17 protein-coding genes are annotated in these 17,939 nt (G+C 69.9%); 7 read left to right on the plus strand and 10 right to left on the minus strand.

What is annotated here, in order from left to right; translation table 11 throughout:
* The first annotated feature begins 128 nt into the window (after positions 1-128).
* From OHS58_RS33705 to OHS58_RS33715, 3 genes are all read left to right on the plus strand, one after another.
* Positions 129-1,562, plus strand: a complete 1,434-nt coding sequence (locus OHS58_RS33705; RefSeq protein ID WP_328645172.1) for a M1 family metallopeptidase — start codon at positions 129-131, stop codon at positions 1,560-1,562.
* A 77-nt stretch (positions 1,563-1,639) separates the two neighbouring features.
* Entirely contained in the window at positions 1,640-2,281 is a 642-nt protein-coding gene (gene pcp / locus OHS58_RS33710) for a pyroglutamyl-peptidase I (protein WP_328645173.1), read from the plus strand.
* 23 nt (positions 2,282-2,304) lie between these two features.
* Positions 2,305-2,724, plus strand: coding sequence for a hypothetical protein (locus OHS58_RS33715; RefSeq protein ID WP_328645174.1), 420 nt, complete (start codon positions 2,305-2,307; stop codon positions 2,722-2,724).
* Position 2,725: 1 nt separating this feature from the next.
* Here OHS58_RS33715 and OHS58_RS33720 read toward each other — a convergent pair whose 3' ends face one another.
* Both OHS58_RS33720 and OHS58_RS33725 read right to left on the minus strand, forming a co-directional pair.
* Positions 2,726-4,459, minus strand: a complete 1,734-nt coding sequence (locus tag OHS58_RS33720; protein ID WP_328645175.1) for an Hsp70 family protein — start codon at positions 4,457-4,459, stop codon at positions 2,726-2,728.
* Positions 4,460-4,614: 155 nt separating this feature from the next.
* Entirely contained in the window at positions 4,615-7,173 is a 2,559-nt protein-coding gene (locus OHS58_RS33725) for an ATP-dependent Clp protease ATP-binding subunit (RefSeq protein WP_247058787.1), read from the minus strand.
* Positions 7,174-7,543: 370 nt separating this feature from the next.
* Between OHS58_RS33725 and OHS58_RS33730 the strand changes: the two genes are divergently transcribed.
* Positions 7,544-8,368, plus strand: a complete 825-nt coding sequence (locus OHS58_RS33730) for a (2Fe-2S)-binding protein (protein ID WP_328645176.1) — start codon at positions 7,544-7,546, stop codon at positions 8,366-8,368.
* Positions 8,369-8,761: 393 nt separating this feature from the next.
* Here the strand turns inward: OHS58_RS33730 and OHS58_RS33735 are convergent, their stop codons facing one another.
* Positions 8,762-9,331, minus strand: a complete 570-nt coding sequence (locus tag OHS58_RS33735) for a TIGR03086 family metal-binding protein (RefSeq protein ID WP_328645177.1) — start codon at positions 9,329-9,331, stop codon at positions 8,762-8,764.
* 63 nt (positions 9,332-9,394) lie between these two features.
* Between OHS58_RS33735 and OHS58_RS33740 the strand changes: the two genes are divergently transcribed.
* The gene (locus OHS58_RS33740) at positions 9,395-10,228 is read left to right on the plus strand and encodes an AraC family transcriptional regulator (protein WP_328645178.1); all 834 of its coding nucleotides are present in this window, start codon (positions 9,395-9,397) and stop codon (positions 10,226-10,228) included.
* A 52-nt stretch (positions 10,229-10,280) separates the two neighbouring features.
* On the opposite strand, the gene OHS58_RS33745 is transcribed toward OHS58_RS33740, so the two are convergent.
* Together OHS58_RS33745 and lysS are read right to left on the minus strand one after the other, a co-directional pair.
* Complete coding sequence (locus OHS58_RS33745; protein WP_247058791.1) at positions 10,281-10,634, minus strand: histone-like nucleoid-structuring protein Lsr2; 354 nt, start codon at positions 10,632-10,634, stop codon at positions 10,281-10,283.
* 144 nt (positions 10,635-10,778) lie between these two features.
* Positions 10,779-12,290 carry a lysine--tRNA ligase gene (gene lysS / locus OHS58_RS33750; RefSeq protein WP_326944921.1) on the minus strand — a complete coding sequence of 504 codons (1,512 nt, stop codon included), beginning with the start codon at positions 12,288-12,290 and terminating at the stop codon, positions 10,779-10,781.
* A gap of 76 nt (positions 12,291-12,366) precedes the next feature.
* On the opposite strand from lysS, the gene OHS58_RS33755 reads away from it, so the two are divergent.
* A complete protein-coding gene (locus OHS58_RS33755) occupies positions 12,367-13,128 on the plus strand; it encodes a class I SAM-dependent methyltransferase (RefSeq protein WP_328645179.1) in 762 nt (253 codons plus the stop codon).
* Between the two features lie 47 nt (positions 13,129-13,175).
* Entirely contained in the window at positions 13,176-13,580 is a 405-nt protein-coding gene (locus OHS58_RS33760) for a DUF6640 family protein (protein ID WP_328645180.1), read from the plus strand.
* Here the strand turns inward: OHS58_RS33760 and OHS58_RS33765 are convergent.
* The 5 genes from OHS58_RS33765 to OHS58_RS33785 all read right to left on the minus strand — a co-directional run bounded on the left by OHS58_RS33765 (position 13,577) and on the right by OHS58_RS33785 (position 17,926).
* The gene (locus OHS58_RS33765) at positions 13,577-14,356 is read right to left on the minus strand and encodes a type III pantothenate kinase (RefSeq protein WP_328645181.1); all 780 of its coding nucleotides are present in this window, start codon (positions 14,354-14,356) and stop codon (positions 13,577-13,579) included. The genes OHS58_RS33760 and OHS58_RS33765 overlap by 4 nt on opposite strands.
* Positions 14,357-14,361: 5 nt before the next feature.
* Positions 14,362-14,856 (minus strand): aspartate 1-decarboxylase, encoded by a 495-nt coding sequence (gene panD, locus OHS58_RS33770; protein ID WP_326944925.1) that lies wholly within the window; start codon positions 14,854-14,856, stop codon positions 14,362-14,364.
* 9 nt (positions 14,857-14,865) lie between these two features.
* Positions 14,866-15,777: a pantoate--beta-alanine ligase gene (panC, locus tag OHS58_RS33775; protein ID WP_328645182.1), complete on the minus strand. Its 912-nt coding sequence runs from the start codon at positions 15,775-15,777 to the stop codon at positions 14,866-14,868.
* A complete protein-coding gene (locus tag OHS58_RS33780) occupies positions 15,774-16,733 on the minus strand; it encodes a Rossmann-like and DUF2520 domain-containing protein (protein WP_410618578.1) in 960 nt (319 codons plus the stop codon). The genes panC and OHS58_RS33780 overlap by 4 nt, the downstream gene beginning before the upstream one ends.
* 89 nt (positions 16,734-16,822) lie before the next feature.
* Entirely contained in the window at positions 16,823-17,926 is a 1,104-nt protein-coding gene (locus OHS58_RS33785) for a PrsW family intramembrane metalloprotease (RefSeq protein WP_328649901.1), read from the minus strand.
* Positions 17,927-17,939: the final 13 nt, after the last annotated feature.

Below are 17,939 nucleotides of genomic sequence, written 5' to 3' on the forward strand. Positions count from 1 at the left end.
GGGCGGATGCCCGGAGCGGCACCGACGGAAGGGTTGATTTTCCGGACAAATACGACTTCGACCCGGCCTGGCACACAGCCGTGGCGCTACGTTGCGGGTTCACGCACCCCAGACGGACAGGAGCGTTCATGAGGGGCAAGAAACCGGTCGTGCTCGCGGCGGCCCTGCTCACCGGCATCTGCCTGAGCTCGGGCGTCGCCGCCGCCGGGAACGACTGGGGCGCCGCGAAGCCGGGCAGCGACGGCGCCGGGGACAGCTACTACCCCCAGGACGGCAACGGCGGCTACGACGTCGCCGACTACAACCTGAAGGTCACTTACGACACGACGTCGCACCAGCTCATCGGGCTGCAGGACATCACCGCGCGGGCGACGCAGGCACTCAGCTCGTTCAACCTGGACCTGCGCGGGCTGACCGTCGACAACGTCCGGGTCGACGGCCGGGACGCGAAGTTCGGCCGCAGTGGCGACCACGAGCTGACGATCACGCCGTCGCGGCCCCTGCGGCGCGGCCAGGACTTCGACGTCAAGATCGGCTACCACGGCGTGCCCGCGGCGATCAGCGACCCGTCGCTGGGCGACAACGGCTGGCAGTACGCCCAGGCGGGCGGCGCGTTCGTCGCCGGCGAGCCGAAGTCGGCGACCACCTGGTACCCGGTCAACGACACCCCGCTCGACAAGGCCACGTTCCACCTCGCGATCACCGTGCCCGACGAGTGGGGCGTGATCTCCAACGGCCGCGAGCGCGCCACCTTCCCGGCCCCCGGCGGCACGACGCATGTCTGGGCCGAGGAAACGCCGATCGTGCCGTACATGACCACGGTCGCGATCGACAAGTGGACGTTCGACAAGCAGAAGCGCAAGGACGGCACGCCGATCATCAGCGCGTTCGCCCCGGGTACGCCCGACTCGACGAAGCAGGCCGAGGCGAAGCTGCCGGAGATCCTCGACTTCCTCGAGTCGAAGTTCGGCAAGTACCCGATCGACGCCGCGGGCGGCATCTTCCTCAACGAGCAGATCGGCTTCTCGCTGGAGACGATGAGCCGGCCGATCTACTCCGCGGGCTGGGCCGGCACGGTCCCGACGATCGTCCACGAGAACGCCCACCAGTGGTACGGCGACTCGGTGGCCGTCGACCACTGGCGTGACGTCTGCATGAACGAGTGCTTCGCCTCCTACGCCGAGTGGCTCTGGGACGAGGCCAAGAACGGCGTCGACCTGAACAAGCAGTACGCGGACGACGTCAAGAAGGCGTCGACGGCGTTCTGGAACGGCAAGCTCTACGACATGGGCGCCGGCAACGAGTTCACGTACGTGTACTCGAAGGGCCCGGTCATGCTGCACGCGCTGCGCAACTACATCGGGCAGAGCGCGTTCGACCGGGTGCTCAAGACCTGGCCGTCGCTGCACCGGGGCGGCAACGCGAGCATGCAGGACTTCCAGCGCTACACCGAAAGCGTCGCGCACAAGAACCTCAAGGGCTTCTTCGACGCGTGGATCTACGGCACCGGCAAGCCGGCCGACCAGTACCTCTACCCGGGCGGCCTCAAGCCCGCCGCCTGAGCTTCAAGTCCGTGAATGCCACATCGAGGGACGTAGTGTCTCTCGATGTGGCATTCACGGACTTCGGGGAGGGAACCATGGCCAGGGTGCTGATGACGGGGTTCGCGCCGTTCGGCGGCGAGCCGGTGAACCCGTCGTGGCAGGCGGTGTCGCTCGTCGGGGCGCGGCGGGACGACATCGCCGCCGTCGAGCTGCCGGTCGAGTTCGCGGCGTCGCTGCCCGCGTTGCGGCGGGCTCTGGCCGAGCACCAGCCGGAGCTGGTCGTGTGCGTCGGGCAGGCCGGCGGCCGGGCCGAGGTGACGCCGGAGCGTGTCGCGATCAACCTCGTCGACGCCCGCATCCCGGACAACGCCGGTGCCCAGCCGGTCGACGTCCCGGTCGTCGAAGGCGGCCCGGCGGCGTACTTCACGACGCTCCCGGTGAAGGCCTGCGTCGCGGCGATCCGCGCGGCGGGCGTCCCGGCGTCGGTGTCCCACACGGCCGGGACGTACGTCTGCAACCAGGTCTTCTACGGCCTGATGCACCTGCTGGCCACGGACTTCCCGGGCGTGCGCGGCGGTTTTGTGCACGTGCCGTTCAGCCCCGAGCAGGTCGCGGCGTCGGGCAAGACCGCGCCGTCACTGGGCGTCGACCGGATCGCCGACGCGCTGGAAGCCTTGGCGGACACGGCTTCGCGGCGCACGGAGGACATCGCGGTCAGTGCGGGCGTGGAGCACTGAGACCCCGGGCGGACCCACGGGCGGTGCTCGTGGTGGTCCTCGCGGCCCTGGGCGGTGGCGCGGGCACCGGCGCGCTCTGGGTGTGGGCCGGCCACCGTTACGACACCATGTGCGCCGACGCCGTCGAAGGCTTCTGCGCGATGGTCAACCAGAGCGCGCTCGGTGTGTTCGTCCTGTGGGCCGCGTCCGGCGGCTCGGCCCTGCTCACCCTGGCCGCGCTGATGGTGGCCCGGATCTGGCCGCAGTTGCAGGCCGTGGTGTCCGCGCTCATCACCCAGGTGCCGCTGCTGGTCGTCTACAACGTGACGGGCGCCCTCGGCGACTACCGGATCCTCCTGCTGGCCGTGGTTTCCGGCCTGCTGCAGGCTCTCTGGCCGTGGCTGGCGGGGATCCGGTTCCTGCCCGGCCGCCGCTCCGTGACGTCGGGCCCACCCGGCCGGTGAGTCAGGCCGGCTTGAGGTCGCCGGTGAAGTACGCGACGAGGTCTTCGGTGCGGCGGTCGCGGTCCGTGAAGTCGATCGAGACGTAGAGCGCGGCCGCGTCACGGCCGTCCGCGCCGAAGAGCACGATCCCGGCGAGGGTGCCGACGCCGGCGACGTACCGGCCGTGCAGCCCGCCGCCGTCCCAGGTCCCGCGGACGACGGTGCCCTCGCCCATCTGCAGCTTCGCACCCGCCTCGAAGGCGTCGACGGTCAAGCCCTGGTAGTAGGTGACGGCGCTGCTCTTGCCGGACCCGCCCGGGAAACCGCACGTGACAGCGGTTTGCGCGTGCACGATCCTGGCCACGCTGTCGGACGGCCGGCACGCGGCGCGGTCCGGCACCGTCCCGGCGAGTGATCGCAGGCAGCCGGTGAACCCGGCCTGGTCGCGCTGCGCCGTGCTCGTGCAGTCCACTGTGGACTCGGCGGCGTCGGTGCGGGTCGCGAGCAGGACGACGGTCACCACGATCGCGACGACGACGAGCAGCGCGGCCGCGATCAGCAGCGGTTTCTTCTTGCCCGGCCGGGGTTCCGGTGGTGGCTGCGGTGGGCGGAAGGCCTGCTGCGGCCAGGGTTGCGGGCGCGGCGGGGCCGCGGGCGGGCGGACCGGCGCGAACGCGGGCACGGTGAGGTTCGGGTCGCTCGTGCCGAGCGGCACGTGGTGCAGCCCGAACGCGACGGCCGTCTCGGGCTGGTCCTGCGTGGTCGGCACGATGCCGAGCTGACGGCCGAGCAGCCCGGCCAGCAACGGCATCCGGCTCGGCCCGCCGACCAGGTAGACGCCGGCGAGCTGCGCGGGGTTCAGCCCGGCGCGGTGGATGGTCGCGGCGAGCAGTTCGGCGCTGCGCAGCAGGCTCGGCCGCACGAGCGCCTCGAGCTCCGCACGGCTGACGAGGACGTCGCCGAACGGCTCGGGCATCGGCACGTCGGTCTGCGGGTGGCGGGAGAGGCTTTCCTTGGCGTCACGGACATCCTGGAGCAACGCGCGCCGCAGGCGGCGGTCGGCCGTCGTCTGCGGGCGCAGCAGCCGTTGCCACTGCGCCGGATCGGCGTGCGACACCGAGCGGCCGATGTGGACGAGCAGCGCCTGGTCGATGTCGAGGCTGCCCAGGTCGGGCAGGCCGTCCTCGGCGAGCACGGCGAAGCCGTGCGCGGACATGCCGACGACGGCGCAGTCGAAGGTGCCGGCCCCGAGGTCGTAAACCCCGATCGGCCCGGTGTCGCGGTTGCCGAGACTCCCGTAGTGCGCGGCGGCGGCCACCGGTTCGGGAACCAGCCGCACGTCGACGAGCCCGGCATCGGCGGCGGCGATCCGCAGGACTTCCTGCCGCGCCGCACCCCAGCCGGCGGGGTGCGAGATCCGCGTCTGCCCGGGCAGCCGTCCCAGCTGCCGCCCGGCTTCCTCACCCATCCGCCGCAGGACGGCAGCGAAGGCGTCGGTGATCCGGACGGTGGTTTCGCCGAGCTGCAAGATGCCTTCGTCGATCCGCCGCTTGGGATTCGCCTCGAACCGGCTGGGATCGAGCCGCCCACCACGTTCGGCATCCTGCCCGACGATGAGCAGGCCGTCATCGTTGAGGAAGACGGCGGAGGACATGGTGACGGACCCATCAACCTCGATGGCCCGCGGCCCCCGCCCGAAAGCGGAGAGCACGCCGACCGTACTGGAAGTCCCGAAGTCGATCGACAAAACATCCACGCGGCGTCCCCTCCCAAGGCCCGCGGGCATCGTCTCATGCGCCCCGACAGGGCGTTGGTTGCGTCCGGCAGCGAGCCCGGACATGCAAGAAGGGCGGCTCCCCAGTGGGGAACCGCCCTTCCGGCGTACTACTCGACCTTCAAGCGTTCAGGCGATCACTCGCCTTCGGCTTCGCCGCCGTTCTCTTCGTGGCCGGCGCCGATGCTGACCGGCGGGGCGTCCGGGATCGAGGACGGCCGGCGCTCACCGCGGAAGGTGAACTTCGCCTGGTCGTCCTTGTCCTCGGGGTTGCCGCTCCAGCCTTCGACGTCGACCAGGATGATCTGGCCGGCCTCGACCTCGCCGAAGAGGATCTTCTCCGACAGCTGGTCCTCGATCTCGCGCTGGATGGTGCGGCGCAGCGGCCGGGCACCCAGCACCGGGTCGAAGCCGCGCTTCGCGAGCAAGGACTTCGCCTTCTCGGTCAGCTCCAGCTCCATGTCCTTGGCCTTGAGCTGCTTCTCCACGCGGCCGATCATCAGATCGACCATCATGATGATCTGTTCCTTGGTCAGCTGGTGGAACACGATGATGTCATCGATCCGGTTCAGGAACTCCGGGCGGAAATGCTTCTTCATTTCCTCGTTGACCTTTTGCTTCATCTTCTCGTACTTCGTGCTGACGTCGTTGCCGCCGGCGAACCCGAGCGAGACGGACTTCGAGATGTCCGAAGTGCCCAGGTTGGACGTGAAGATGAGGACCGTGTTCTTGAAGTCGACCGTGCGACCCTGACCGTCGGTCAGGCGGCCGTCTTCCAGCACCTGCAGGAGCGTGTTGTAGATCTCCTGGTGCGCCTTCTCGATCTCGTCGAAGAGGACCACCGAGAACGGCTTGCGCCGCACCTTCTCCGTCAGCTGGCCACCCTCTTCGTAGCCGACGTAGCCCGGAGGGGCACCGAAGAGCCGCGACGCGGTGTAGCGGTCGTGGAACTCGCCCATGTCGATCTGGATGAGCGCGTCGTCCTCGCCGAACAGGAACGCCGCCAGCGCCTTCGAGAGCTCGGTCTTACCGACACCGGACGGGCCGGCGAAGATGAACGAGCCCGACGGGCGCTTCGGGTCCTTCAGACCGGCACGCGTACGGCGGATCGCCTGCGAGACGGCCTTGACCGCGTCCTCCTGGCCGATGATGCGCTTGTGGAGCTCTTCCTCCATGCGCAGCAGCCGGGTGGTCTCCTCCTCGGTCAGCTTGAACACCGGGATGCCGGTCCAGTTGGCCAGCACCTCCGCGATCTGCTCGTCGTCGACCTCGGCGACGACGTCGAGGTCGCCGTCCTTCCACTGCTTCTCCCGCTCGCCCTTCTGGCCGAGGAGGGTTTTCTCCTCGTCACGCAGGCGGGCGGCCCGCTCGAAGTCCTGCGCGTCGATCGCGGACTCCTTGTCGCGACGGACGTTCGCGATCTTCTCGTCGAACTCGCGCAGGTCCGGCGGCGCGGTCATCCGGCGGATGCGCATCCGGGCGCCGGCCTCGTCGATCAGGTCGATCGCCTTGTCCGGGAGGAACCGGTCGTTGATGTACCGGTCCGCCAGGGTCGCGGCGGCGACCAGCGCCGAGTCGGTGATCGAGACGCGGTGGTGCGCCTCGTACCGGTCACGCAGGCCCTTGAGGATCTCGATGGTGTGCTCCAGCGAGGGCTCGCCGACCTGGATCGGCTGGAACCGGCGCTCGAGGGCGGCGTCCTTCTCGATGTACTTGCGGTACTCCTCGAGGGTGGTCGCGCCAATCGTCTGCAGCTCACCGCGGGCGAGCATCGGCTTCAGGATCGAAGCCGCGTCGATCGCACCCTCGGCGGCACCCGCCCCGACCAGCGTGTGCAGCTCGTCGATGAACAGGATGATGTCGCCGCGGGTCTTGATCTCCTTGAGCACCTTCTTCAGGCGCTCTTCGAAGTCACCGCGGTAGCGGGAGCCGGCGACCAGGGAGCCCAGGTCAAGCGTGTAGAGCTGCTTGTCCTTGAGCGTCTCGGGCACCTCGCCCTTGACGATGCTCTGCGCGAGGCCCTCGACGACGGCGGTCTTGCCGACGCCGGGCTCGCCGATGAGCACCGGGTTGTTCTTGGTCCGGCGGGACAGGACCTGCATGACCCGCTCGATCTCCTTGCCGCGCCCGATGACCGGGTCGAGCTTGCCCTCCCGGGCGAGCACGGTCATGTTGCGGCCGAACTGGTCCAGCACCAGCGACGACGACGGGGTGCCTTCACCGCGACCGCCGGAACCGGTTTCGGTGGACTCCTTGCCCTGGTAGCCCGAGAGCAGCTGCAGGACCTGCTGGCGGACGCGGTTCAGGTCCGCACCCAGCTTGACCAGCACCTGCGCGGCGACGCCTTCGCCCTCGCGGATCAGGCCCAGCAGGATGTGCTCGGTACCGATGTAGTTGTGGCCGAGCTGCAGCGCTTCGCGCAGCGACAGCTCCAGCACCTTCTTCGCCCGCGGCGTGAACGGGATGTGCCCGCTCGGCGCCTGCTGGCCCTGGCCGATGATCTCTTCGACCTGCTGGCGCACGCCCTCCAGGGCGATGCCCAGCGACTCCAGCGCCTTGGCGGCGACACCCTCACCCTCGTGGATCAGACCCAGGAGGATGTGCTCGGTGCCGATGTAGTTGTGGTTGAGCATCCTGGCTTCTTCTTGAGCCAGAACGACCACCCGCCTCGCGCGGTCGGTGAACCTCTCAAACATGTGCACTCCCTCGACTGCTGCGCCGGCGGCCCGTTATCCATCCGTGCTTTCACCGCGATGGATTCAGCACCGTGAGACCACTCTAGTAGCCAACTGGTAGCGCTGGCGTACCACTACGGCTGTTCGCGGTCTTTTTCGCACCCGGACGTGGAGCACTCCGGGCGCATCCCATCATCAGGTTGCCCTGCACCTTTACGTCAACCCCAACGTGCGGACGGCCACCCGGATTCCGCCATCCGCGCGGTGTCCGCTCAACGCGAACAGGTCCGCAACATGGGAGACCCGTGAGACCGGCCACCCGATTGGCGCAGTAACGGAAAGCCTGTAAGGTTAGGCAGGCCTAATCCCCACGGCGCTAGGAGGGCCGCGGTTGAACCAGCAGCGGTCCTTCCGTGACGCACGCGAGGTCGGCGACGGCCTCGCGTCGTCGCTCCTGCGGGTCTCCGGCCTGCAGGAACGCAACGAACTGCGGCGTGACGTCCCGGTGGGCTGGATCCGCTGTTCGGAGCTGCTGGAGACGCCGGCGTACTTCGACGAGTGGCGCGGCCTGCTGGGCGACTGGCTGCTGCGCGAGCACGACGCCGCGCCGGCGCGGACCACGGCCAGCTACGTGATGACCTGGTACCTGCACGTCCCGGCGTACGTCGGCGCGCTGCTGCTGCACCACGAGCGCCGGGTGCCCTCGCTGAAGCCCGGCGAGCTGGCGTTCCGGCTGGCCGACGACCGCCCGCACCCGGACGGCATGGCCGTGCTCGGCGACGACTTCTACTGCCTCCCGACGGACCCGGGCTCGGCCCGCCCGGAGGCAACGGTCGTTCGCGACGAGCGGACCCTCGCGGCGGTGCTGCGGGCCCACTACCTGGCCCACGCGGCCAAGTTCGTCCAGGCGTACGCCCCGGTCAGCAGACTGGGCCGCCGCATGCTCTGGGCCGCGGCGACCGACGCGCTGGAGAACTCGCTCTGGTGGGCCGGCCGCCAAGGAGGCACCGCGGAGGCCGAAGGCGCAGGCGTCGCCGACGCGGCCCTGGTGCTGGACACGGTCTACCCACCACTGACGTCGGCATCGACCCTGCGGCTGACGGAGGGGGCGGACGGCCACCGCGAGTGGACCCGCCGCCGCGAGAGCTGCTGCTTCTCGTACCTGCTGCCGGCCGAGTCCGAGTGCGACGGCTGCCCCCGAACCTGCGCCCGCTAGCCCTAGGCAACGTCCGATGCTGTTCCGGCCCTCCGGCGCCTGACGGCGCCCCCCACCCATCCCCGGGGGGACGGCCCCGACCCAGTCTATCGGCGGGGTAGGACGAAAAGCCCGAATCGCCGCCTGAGCGCCGGAGTTGTCCACATCCGGGCCGGGCTGTGGACAAACGCTCAGCGAGGCTAGGGCCGTGGACAACGCTTCGGGCGGCCAGGGTCGCGGACAGCCGAGCGGGGCCGACGCTCAGCAGGCCAGGGCAGCGGACAGCGGGACAGCGAGACAGCGGACAGCGGGCAAGGCCGACGCTCAGCGCGGCCAAGGCCGCGGACAGCCGGGCAGGGCCGACGCTCAGCGCAGCCAGGGCCACAGACAGCACACAGCGCACAGAACCACCGCTCAGCGGCTCCACGACGGATCACGGCCCGCCGCCCCCAGCGCACGGTCCAACACAGCCGCCTCCGCCGGAACCGGTACCTCCGGGCCGTAGACGCCCATCGCGCGCGCCTGCTCGCCCATCGCCCGCGCGGACTCCAGGACCGCCGTCGCCGCAGGGGGCGCGCAGTGCAGCGGTCGGCCGCTCGCCCGGGCCAGGTCCCAGCCGTGCAGGACGAACTCGCCCAGGACCATGTCGCCGATCACCGCCCCGGGCAGCTCGGCCGTGCCCAGCTTCGTCGTGCCGGTCCACGCCGGGGCCTCCTCGAAGATCTCCACCAGCGTCTCCGTCTGCTTCTCCAGCGCGGCCGCCCAGCCGGCCGTCACCAGCCCCGCGTCGGCCTCGCCCGCTCCGGGTGACGGCGGCTCCTCGCGCCGGCCCGCGGCGATGAGCCACGGGCCCCAGTAAAGGAGGTGGTTCAGCAGTCCGGAGACGTCGTAGCCGGCACACGGCGTCGGGGCGCTCAGGTCGTCCACGGCCAGCGCGACGCTCAGGAACTCGGCCGCGGCGGGGCGCATCAACTCGGCAGTCATGCCGAGATCAAACGGCCCCGCCTCGGCGCCGTCTTGAACGAACGCGACAGTTACCGTTGAGCGGTGGTGGAACACCGGATCCCGCAGGGCATCGTGGCCGCGGCCACCGCCCGCACGATGTTCACCTTGACCCGGTACCCGCCGGTGCCCGAACTGGCGGAATGCGTCGACTACCACTGGGTGCTGCACTGGGACCGGCGCGGCAAACCGCCGCACGAGCAGCGCGTGCTGCCGAACCTCGCGGTGCACGCGACGTTCTTCCCCACCGCTTCCGGGGTGTACGGACCAGGTCGTGAAGTCTTTTCACATCGGCTGGAAGGCCGGGTGCAGGGCCTCGGCGTGCGATTCCGGCCCGGGTGCTTCCGCGCGTTCCTCGACGGCCCCGTGAGTGACATCGCCGACCGCGCCGTCCCGCTCACGGACGTTTTCGGCGCGAAGGCCCGCGAAGCCGCGGAATCGGTGCGGACCGCGCCGGACGACGCGCAAATGGTCGGTGCGATCGACAACTTGCTGATCGCAAATGCGGCGGTACTCCGACCGGCGGCACGAGAAGCCGCGGCCGCGGTCGAATCAATCGCGCGGGATCCGGGAATTACCCGGGTGGCACAGCTCTGCACCGATACTGGACTAACCACCCGCTCACTGCAACGGCTGTTCGCCGAACACGTCGGATGCGCACCCAAGTGGGCGATCCGGATATACCGGCTCAACGACGCCGCGCACCGGATCACCACCGAAGGACCAGTGGATTACGCCGGACTGGCGGCTCGGCTGGGCTATAGCGACCAGTCGCACTTCATCCGTGATTTCGCGGCGGTGACCGGTCAGTCGCCCGGTGAGTACGCCCGAACGGCCCGGACCGGCCCCGGACCGGTGCCGGACAGTCACCGGACATGAAGAAAGCCGCCGGGCGAATTCGCCCGGCGGCCCCAGTCCCGCAAACCCCGCGTCAGTTCTTCTTGTGGTAGGCCTCGACGACCTCGGAGGGGATCCGGCCCCGGTCCGAAACCGCGTACCCGTTCTTGCGCGCCCAGGACCGAATGGCCTGGTTCTGCTCACGGTCGACGGCGGCCGGGCGAGCGGAGCCCTTGCCACCCGCGACCGGACGCACGGAAGCGCGCTTGCGACCACCGGCACGGCGGGCGTGCTCGACATACTGCGCGAGCGCGTCCCGGAGCTCCTCGGCGTTTTCCGAGGAGAGGTCGATCTGGTAGCTGATGCCGTCCAAACCGAACTCGACGGTCTCTTCCGCCTCACTGCCGTCGAGGTCGTCGACCAGCGAGACGAGCACCTTCTGTGCCATCTGTTTCCTCCTGCGGGGGCTTACTCAATGATCTGGTTACGGGGCGTGCCCCGCACAGAAGACTTTGTCTGTACATTAGTACCCGCTTCCGGGTGACAGCGCAAATCTCATTGAGATAACCAGTAGACAACTCACACGGCCGGGTTATTCGGGCCGGGTGAGCGGGAAGAGGATCGTCTCCCGGATACCGAGACCGGTCAGCGCCATCAGCAGCCGGTCGATCCCCATTCCGACCCCGCCGCTCGGTGGCATTCCGTACTCAAGTGCCCGGAGGAAATCTTCATCCAGCCGCATGGCTTCGCTATCGCCCTGTGCCGCCAGCCTGGACTGTTCGGTGAGCCGTTCCCGTTCGACGACCGGATCGACCAGCTCGGAGTATCCGGTGGCGAGTTCGAATCCGCGCACGTAGAGGTCCCACTTCTCGGCCACACCGGCCCGCGAGCGGTGCTGCCTGGTCAATGGCGACGTCTCCAGCGGAAAATCACGCACAAACGTCGGGGCGTGCAGGTGATCTCCCACGAGGTGTTCCCACAGTTCCTCGACCAGCTTGCCGTGCGTGAGCTTCGGATCCACTTCCAAGCCCCTGGCCTGCGCGAATCCGTGCAGTTTGGCGGCGGGGGTCTCCGGCGTCACCTCTTCGCCGAGGGAATCGGACAACGACTCGTACATTCCGAGTGTGGTCCATTCGCCGGAGAGGTCGTACTCCGAACCGTCGGGCAGGGTGACGACCTGGGTGTCCAAGACCGCCTGCGCGGCTTCCTGGATCAGCTCGCGGGTCATCACGGCATTGGTGTCGTACGTGGCGTACGCCTCGTAGTACTCCAGCATCGCGAACTCCGGCGAGTGCGACGAGTCGCTGCCCTCGTTCCGGAAGTTGCGATTGATCTCGAAAACCTTCTCGATGCCGCCGACGACGCAGCGCTTGAGGTAGAGCTCCGGCGCGATCCGCAGGAAGAGCTCCAGGTCGAAAGCGTTCGAATGCGTGACGAACGGGCGGGCCGCGGCGCCGCCGTGCAGCGTCTGCAGCATCGGCGTCTCGACCTCGGTGTACCCGCGCCGGTGGAACGACTCCCGCAGCGACCGGACGACGCCGGCGCGCGTGCGCACGACGTCCCGCGCGCGCGGACGCAGGATGAGGTCGACGTAGCGCTGCCGGATCCGCGTCTCCTCGGCGAGCTCCTTGTGGGCCACCGGGAGCGGGCGCAGCGACTTCGACGTGAGCCGCCAGCTGTCGGCCATCACCGAAAGCTCGCCGCGCTTGGAGGTGATGACCTCACCGTGCACGAAGACGTGGTCGCCCAGGTCGACGTCGGACTTCCACGCCGCGAGCGCGTCTTCGCCGACCTTCGCCAGGCTGATCATCGCCTGCAGTTCGGTGCCGTCGCCCTCGCGAAGGCTCGCGAAGCACAGTTTGCCCGTATTGCGCAGGAACATCACCCGGCCGGTGACGCCGACCAGATCGCCGGTGGCGGTGTCGGCCGGCAGGCCGGAATGGGACGCGCGCACCTCGGCGAGCGAGTGCGTGCGGGGCACCTCCACCGGGTACGGATCGATCCCTTCGGCGATGATCCGGTCGCGCTTCTCCCGGCGCACCCGCATCTGCTCGGGCAGTTCGTCTTCGGCGGGGTCGCTGGTGGACGCGGGGTTTTCGGTCATGGCCCATAGGGTACGAACCTCACCTGGCGCTACGCCAACCGGATTACCTTTCCTTTCCGTCCATTAACCTGGGCCGGTGAGTGATCACACAGCGGACATCCGCGCCCGGCAAGCCGCTTCCTTCGGTTCACGCGCCGGCGCGTACGCCGAGCACCGGCCCGACTACTCGCGGGAAGCCATCGAGTGGGGGCTCGCCGGAGCGGACGGCACCCCCCGGCGGGTGCTCGACCTCGGCGCCGGAACCGGCAAGGTCACGGCGACCCTGGTCGACCTCGGCCTCGACGTCACCGCCGTCGAACCCGACCCGGAAATGCTGGCCGAACTGTCCCGCCTGCTGCCGGCGGTGACGGCGCTGGCCGGCAGCGCGGAACGGATCCCGCTGCCCGACGCGGCCGTCGACGCGATTTTCGTCGGCCAGGCGTTCCACTGGTTCGACGTCGGGCCCGCGATGACCGAAATGGCGCGGGTGCTGCGCCCGGGCGGGGTGTTCGTGCCGATGTGGAACTACGAGGACGAATCGGTGCCGTGGGTGGCGGAGTTCACCGAAAGCGCGAGCATGGGCCGGCGCCGCCCGGCCGCCGACGGCGATCGGCAACCGGCCACCCACCCGGCGTTCACGACGTTCGAGAGCCACCGCTTCCACCACGCCCACCGGCGGACGGCGGAGAGCCTGCTCGAAACGCTGCAGACCTATTCACGCGTGATCATCTCGGACCCGGCGGAGTCCGCGCCGCTGGTCGCCCGCGTCCGCCACTTCCTGGAGACGAACCCCGCGACGGCGTCCGGCGAGTTCGACCTGCCGCTGATCACCTGGACGTTCCGCAGCCGACGCCGCTGAAGCTTTACCTTGACCTCCAGCAAACTGGAGGTTCCAGACTGGACCCCATGCGTACCAAATCCTGGGGCCGGGCACTGATCTCCCTGACGTCGCTCGTGACCGCAGCGGGCCCGTACCGGGCCGACTGGAACGAGACCCACGTGAAGAACCCGGCCTGGCCACCGCACGCGAAGTTCCACAACGGCCAGACGATGAGCCTCGGGCTCGCGCTCGGCGTCACGAGCCTGTGGCAGCTCTGGCGGGCGCCCTCGTCCCGGGAGGGGCTCGACGCCGGCGCCGCGCTGGCTTCGCTGTACTGGCTGACGCAGATCTCGGCGCTGGCCTACCCGGGCTCGAAGGCCGTCGACCCGCCGGGGACGGCGAAGTTCCCGCAGGCGGCGATCGCGTTCCCGGCACTGGCCGTGACGGCGCTGGGCTACGTTCTCGAACGCCGGCGCCTGACGCGGGGCTAAGGGCGGATGTTGCGCTCGTAGACCAGGCGCAGCCCGAGCAGGGTCAGGTCCGGGACGTGGTCCGTGATCGTCTCCGACTCGCTGATCACCAGCGGCGCCAGGCCACCGGTGGCGAGCACCGCCACCGGGTCCCGGCCGCCCGGGGACAGCTCGCGGACGATCCGGCGGACCAGGCCGTCGACCTGGCCCGCGAAGCCGTACAGGATGCCCGACTGCAGGCACTCCACCGTGTTCTTGCCGATCACCGACCGCGGCGGCACCAGCTCGACCTTCCGCAGCGCCGCCGCGCGCGCGGCCAGCGCGTCGACCGAGATCTCGATCCCGGGGGCGAACGCGCCGCCCAGGAACTCGCCGCGGGCCGAGATCGCGTCCACGTTGGTCGACGTGCCGAAGTCGACGACGACGCACGCCGTGTCGCTGTGCAGGTGGTGCGCGGCCAGCGTGTTCGCCAGCCGGTCCGCGCCCACTTCCTTCGGGTTGTCGACGAGCAGGGGCACGCCCGTGCGCACCCCCGGCTCGACGACGATCTTCGGCACTTTCGCGTAGTAGCGCGAAAGCATCACCCGCAGTTCGCGCAGCACCGCCGGCACCGTCGACAACGCGCTGATCCCCGTGACGTCATCCGCGTGCGGGCCGAGGAGCCCGCGCACGGTCAGCGCGAGCTCGTCGGCGGTCATCCGCGCGTCGGTGCGCATGCGCCAGTCGCCCACGAGCTCGGTGCCGGAATAGAGCCCCAGCACGATGTTCGTGTTGCCGACGTCGACGGTGAGCAGCAAGCGGGTCAGCTTTCCGCGTGCAGCAACGCGTCGAGCCGGCGGGCGTCCGCCGTCTCGGCCACCGGGAAGATCGCCGTCTCCTCCTCCGGCAGGGTCACCGTGCCGCTGAGCAGCCCGGAACCCTCCGGCGCGTGGCCGGGATCGGTGTGCCGGTGGACGATCCGGTTGTCCGCGTCGACGAACACCACGCGCGGTTCGTACGTCGCGGCCTCGGCGTCCTCCATCTGACCGTAGGAGATCAGGATGACCAGGTCACCGGGGTGCACCAGGTGGGCCGCGGCGCCGTTGATGCCGAGCACGCCGCTGCCGCGTTCCCCCTTGATGACGTAGGTCTCCAGCCGCGAGCCGTTGGTGACGTCCACAATGGACACCTGTTCCCCCGGCAGCAGGTCCGCGGCCTCCATCAGGTCCTCGTCGACGGTGACCGAGCCGACGTAGTGCAGGTCGGCCTGGGTGACGGTGACCCGGTGGATCTTCGACTTGAGCATGGTGCGGTACATCGTGGACTCCTATTCCCCTGCGTCCCGCTCCGGCTGCGCTGGGTGGTCAACCGCCGCACCGAGCAACACCGGGACGTTGTCGATCAGCCGGGTACTCCCCACCCGGGCCGCGATCAACAGTCGTGCTTCACCATCGACGGGCGCGGGCCCGAGGTCGGTTCCCCTCAACTCCAGGTAATCCACCTCGACCGCGGGCCGCGCGGCGAGGGTCTTCCACGCGGTCTCGAGGACCGCTTCCGCCCCGTCCCGGCCGACGAACGCCCCCGCGGTGAGGGCGGCCGACAGGACGATGGCGTCCTCACGCTGCTCAGGTGTGAGGTAGACGTTGCGCGACGACAGCGCGAGCCCGTCGCGTTCACGCACGGTCGGCACGCCGATCACGTGCGTGCCGATGTTCAGGTCGCGCACCATCCGCTTGATCAGGACCAGTTGCTGGTAGTCCTTTTCGCCGAAGAGCGCGTAGTCCGGACGGAGCAGGTTGAACAGCTTCGCCACGACGGTCAGCACGCCGGCGAAGTGGCCGGGCCGGACGACGCCTTCGAGCTCGTCGCCGAGCGGACCGGGGTGCACGGTGACGGCGGCGCCCTCGGCGTACAGCGCGTCGGCGGCCGGGGTGAAGGCGATTTCGACGCCGTCCTCGCCCAGCACGGCCAGGTCGGCCTCCAGCGGACGCGGGTAGGCCGCGAAGTCCTCGCCCTCGCCGAACTGCAGCGGGTTGACGAAGATCGAGGTGGCCACGACGTTGTTCGGCAGCCGCTTGGCGCGGCGGATCAGCTCGCGGTGCCCGGCGTGCAGCGCGCCCATGGTCGGCACGAGCGCCAGCTTGCGCCCGACGCCGTGCAGGGCCCGGCTGACCTGGCTCATCTGCTCGGGCGAGGCGAAGGTGTTCAGGGTGCCGCGGCTGAATTTCGGTGTGGTCACTGGTCTGGATGCCCTTCGGCGGGATCGTCGAGGAGGTCGGTGAGTTCCTTGGCGGCCGCGGTGTCGAGCAGCCCGGCGGCCACGGAACGCTCCGCCGTGCGCTTGGCCAGCGCGCGGTAGGCCGGTGCGACGTCTGGCGCCCGGTCCCCCAGCACCTCGAGGTGCTTGCGGACGGTGCCGATGTCGCCACGGGCGACCGGGCCGGTGAGCGCGCGGTCGCCGTGTCGGAGCACATTATCCAACGCGGCCGAAAGCAGTGGTGCGACCAGGCGTTCGGAATGCCCGATTCCCGCTTCGCGCAAGACTTCCGCGCAGTCCGCGACCAGCGTCATCAGGTGGTTCGCGCCGTGGGTCAACGCAGCGTGGTAGAGCGCTCGCGCGGAGTCGGGGATGCGCACCGGCTCGGCACCCATCTCGACGGCCAGCGCTTCGCCGACGTTCCACGCCGCTTCGTCGTCGGCCATCGCCGTGACGCCGATGCTGCACGCCGCCAGCCGTTCGAGGTCCTCCTCGCGGCCGGTGAACGTCATCACCGGGTGCAGGGCCAGCGGGAGCGCCCCGGCTTCGGCCGCGGGTGCCAGGACGTCGATGCCCTGCGCGCCGGAGGTGTGGACGACGATCTGGCCCGGCCGCAGCGACTTGGTGGCCACCAAGCCGCGGACCATGCCGGCCAGCGCGTCGTCCGGGAGGGCGAGCACGACCAAGTCAGCCCGGCGGACGGTTTCGTCGGGCGGCAGGATGGGCACGTCGGGGAGGAGGCGTTCGGCGCGGGCCAGCGACGCGGCGGACAGGCCGGACGCGGCGACCACCGTGTGGCCCGCCCGGGCCAGGGCAGCACCGAGCACACTGCCCACCCGGCCGGCGGAAACGACCCCGACCGCGAGGCGAGCAGGTCTCATCATGGCGTGCGCCTGTGGACGCTCATGGTTGGCAGACTCCCTCTGCTCTCGTTCCAGTCCCGCTCCGGGTACCGGACGACGGCGCGAGACTAACTCGGCTGAGCGTGGACCGTTGAGCCCGGGTGACAAGCTTCACCCGGACCGGTTCACCCTTGTGGCGCTTCCTGGGCGAGCCGGGTGGCTTCGGCACGAGCGGCTTTGAGCGTGCGCAGCAGCTCCTGCTGGCGTTGCCGGTCGATCGCGCTGTGCAGCTCCTGGCGGTCCAGGAACGCGAGCTCCGTGACGCTGGCCTGGTACACGGCGACGGCCTTCGCGGCCTGCTTGCCGGACTGGCGTTTCGCCTGACGGCGCCAAGCGCGGCGGCCGGGCAGGCTGGCCAGCAGCTCGACCTCCGACGGCGCGATCCACCGCGCCGCGGCCATGTGCGGCAGAGCGGCTTCGATGATCCGCTGCTCCCGCCGTCGTTGCAGGATGACCAGGTAGACCACGCCGAGGAACAGCGGCAGCATGATCAGGAAGTACACGGTCAGGAACTTCGACCCGCCCAGCAGCGCGGCGCTGTTCCACAGCGCGTGCAGGCAGACCGCGGCCAGGTACCCGGCGACCGGCGCGATGATCCGCAGCGCCTTGGTCGTCGTCCGGGCGGCGATGCCGATCCCGATGCCGGTGAGCACCGCGAACAGCGGGTGCGTGAACGGCGCGAGCACGCCGCGCAGGAAGAACGCCGTGATGACGCCCTGGCTGTGCCCGTCGCCGAAGCCGTAGTCGTAGAAGGCCCGGCCGAAGTAGTAGATGTTCTCGGTGAAGGCGAACCCGGCCGCGCTGAACCCGGCGTAGACGACGCCGTCCACGACGCCGTCGAACTCACTGCGGCGGCGCCACAGGATGAGGACCACGAAGAGCGCCTTCGCGGCCTCCTCGACGACCGGCGCGGACACCAGCGCGGCGACGGTGTTGCCGCTGCCCTTGCCGAGCAGCTCGTCACCGACCGCCTCGGCGGTGGTGTTGATGAGCAGCGCGGTGATCGTCGCGATGCAGGCGCCCCAGGCGAACGCCAGCAGCAGGAACTTCGCCGGCTCGGGCTCCCAGCGGTCGACCCACAGGAAGCCGGCCACCACCCCGGCGACCGGCACCAGGGCGGCCAGGACGCCGATGGTGACGGCCAGCGGGCCGACCCGCGCCGTCGCCAGGCCGAACAGGAACAGGCCGCACAGGGCGACCACGATCAGCCCGAGCACCGGCAGCAGCACGGTGATCCGGCGA

The sequence above is a fragment of the Amycolatopsis sp. NBC_00348 genome, from assembly GCF_036114655.1.
Taxonomy (GTDB): Bacteria; Actinomycetota; Actinomycetes; order Mycobacteriales; family Pseudonocardiaceae; genus Amycolatopsis.

Bases quoted from the DNA above. Each gene is read 5' to 3' on its own strand.
- OHS58_RS33705 (WP_328645172.1), top strand. From the start codon at position 129: ATGAGGGGCAAGAAACCGGTCGTGCTCGCGGCGGCCCTGCTCACCGGC.
- pcp (WP_328645173.1), top strand. From the start codon at position 1,640: ATGGCCAGGGTGCTGATGACGGGGTTCGCGCCGTTCGGCGGCGAGCCG.
- OHS58_RS33725 (WP_247058787.1), bottom strand. From the start codon at position 7,173: ATGTTTGAGAGGTTCACCGACCGCGCGAGGCGGGTGGTCGTTCTGGCT.
- OHS58_RS33735 (WP_328645177.1), bottom strand. From the start codon at position 9,331: ATGACTGCCGAGTTGATGCGCCCCGCCGCGGCCGAGTTCCTGAGCGTC.
- OHS58_RS33745 (WP_247058791.1), bottom strand. From the start codon at position 10,634: ATGGCACAGAAGGTGCTCGTCTCGCTGGTCGACGACCTCGACGGCAGT.
- lysS (WP_326944921.1), bottom strand. From the start codon at position 12,290: ATGACCGAAAACCCCGCGTCCACCAGCGACCCCGCCGAAGACGAACTG.
- OHS58_RS33760 (WP_328645180.1), top strand. From the start codon at position 13,176: ATGCGTACCAAATCCTGGGGCCGGGCACTGATCTCCCTGACGTCGCTC.
- panD (WP_326944925.1), bottom strand. From the start codon at position 14,856: ATGTACCGCACCATGCTCAAGTCGAAGATCCACCGGGTCACCGTCACC.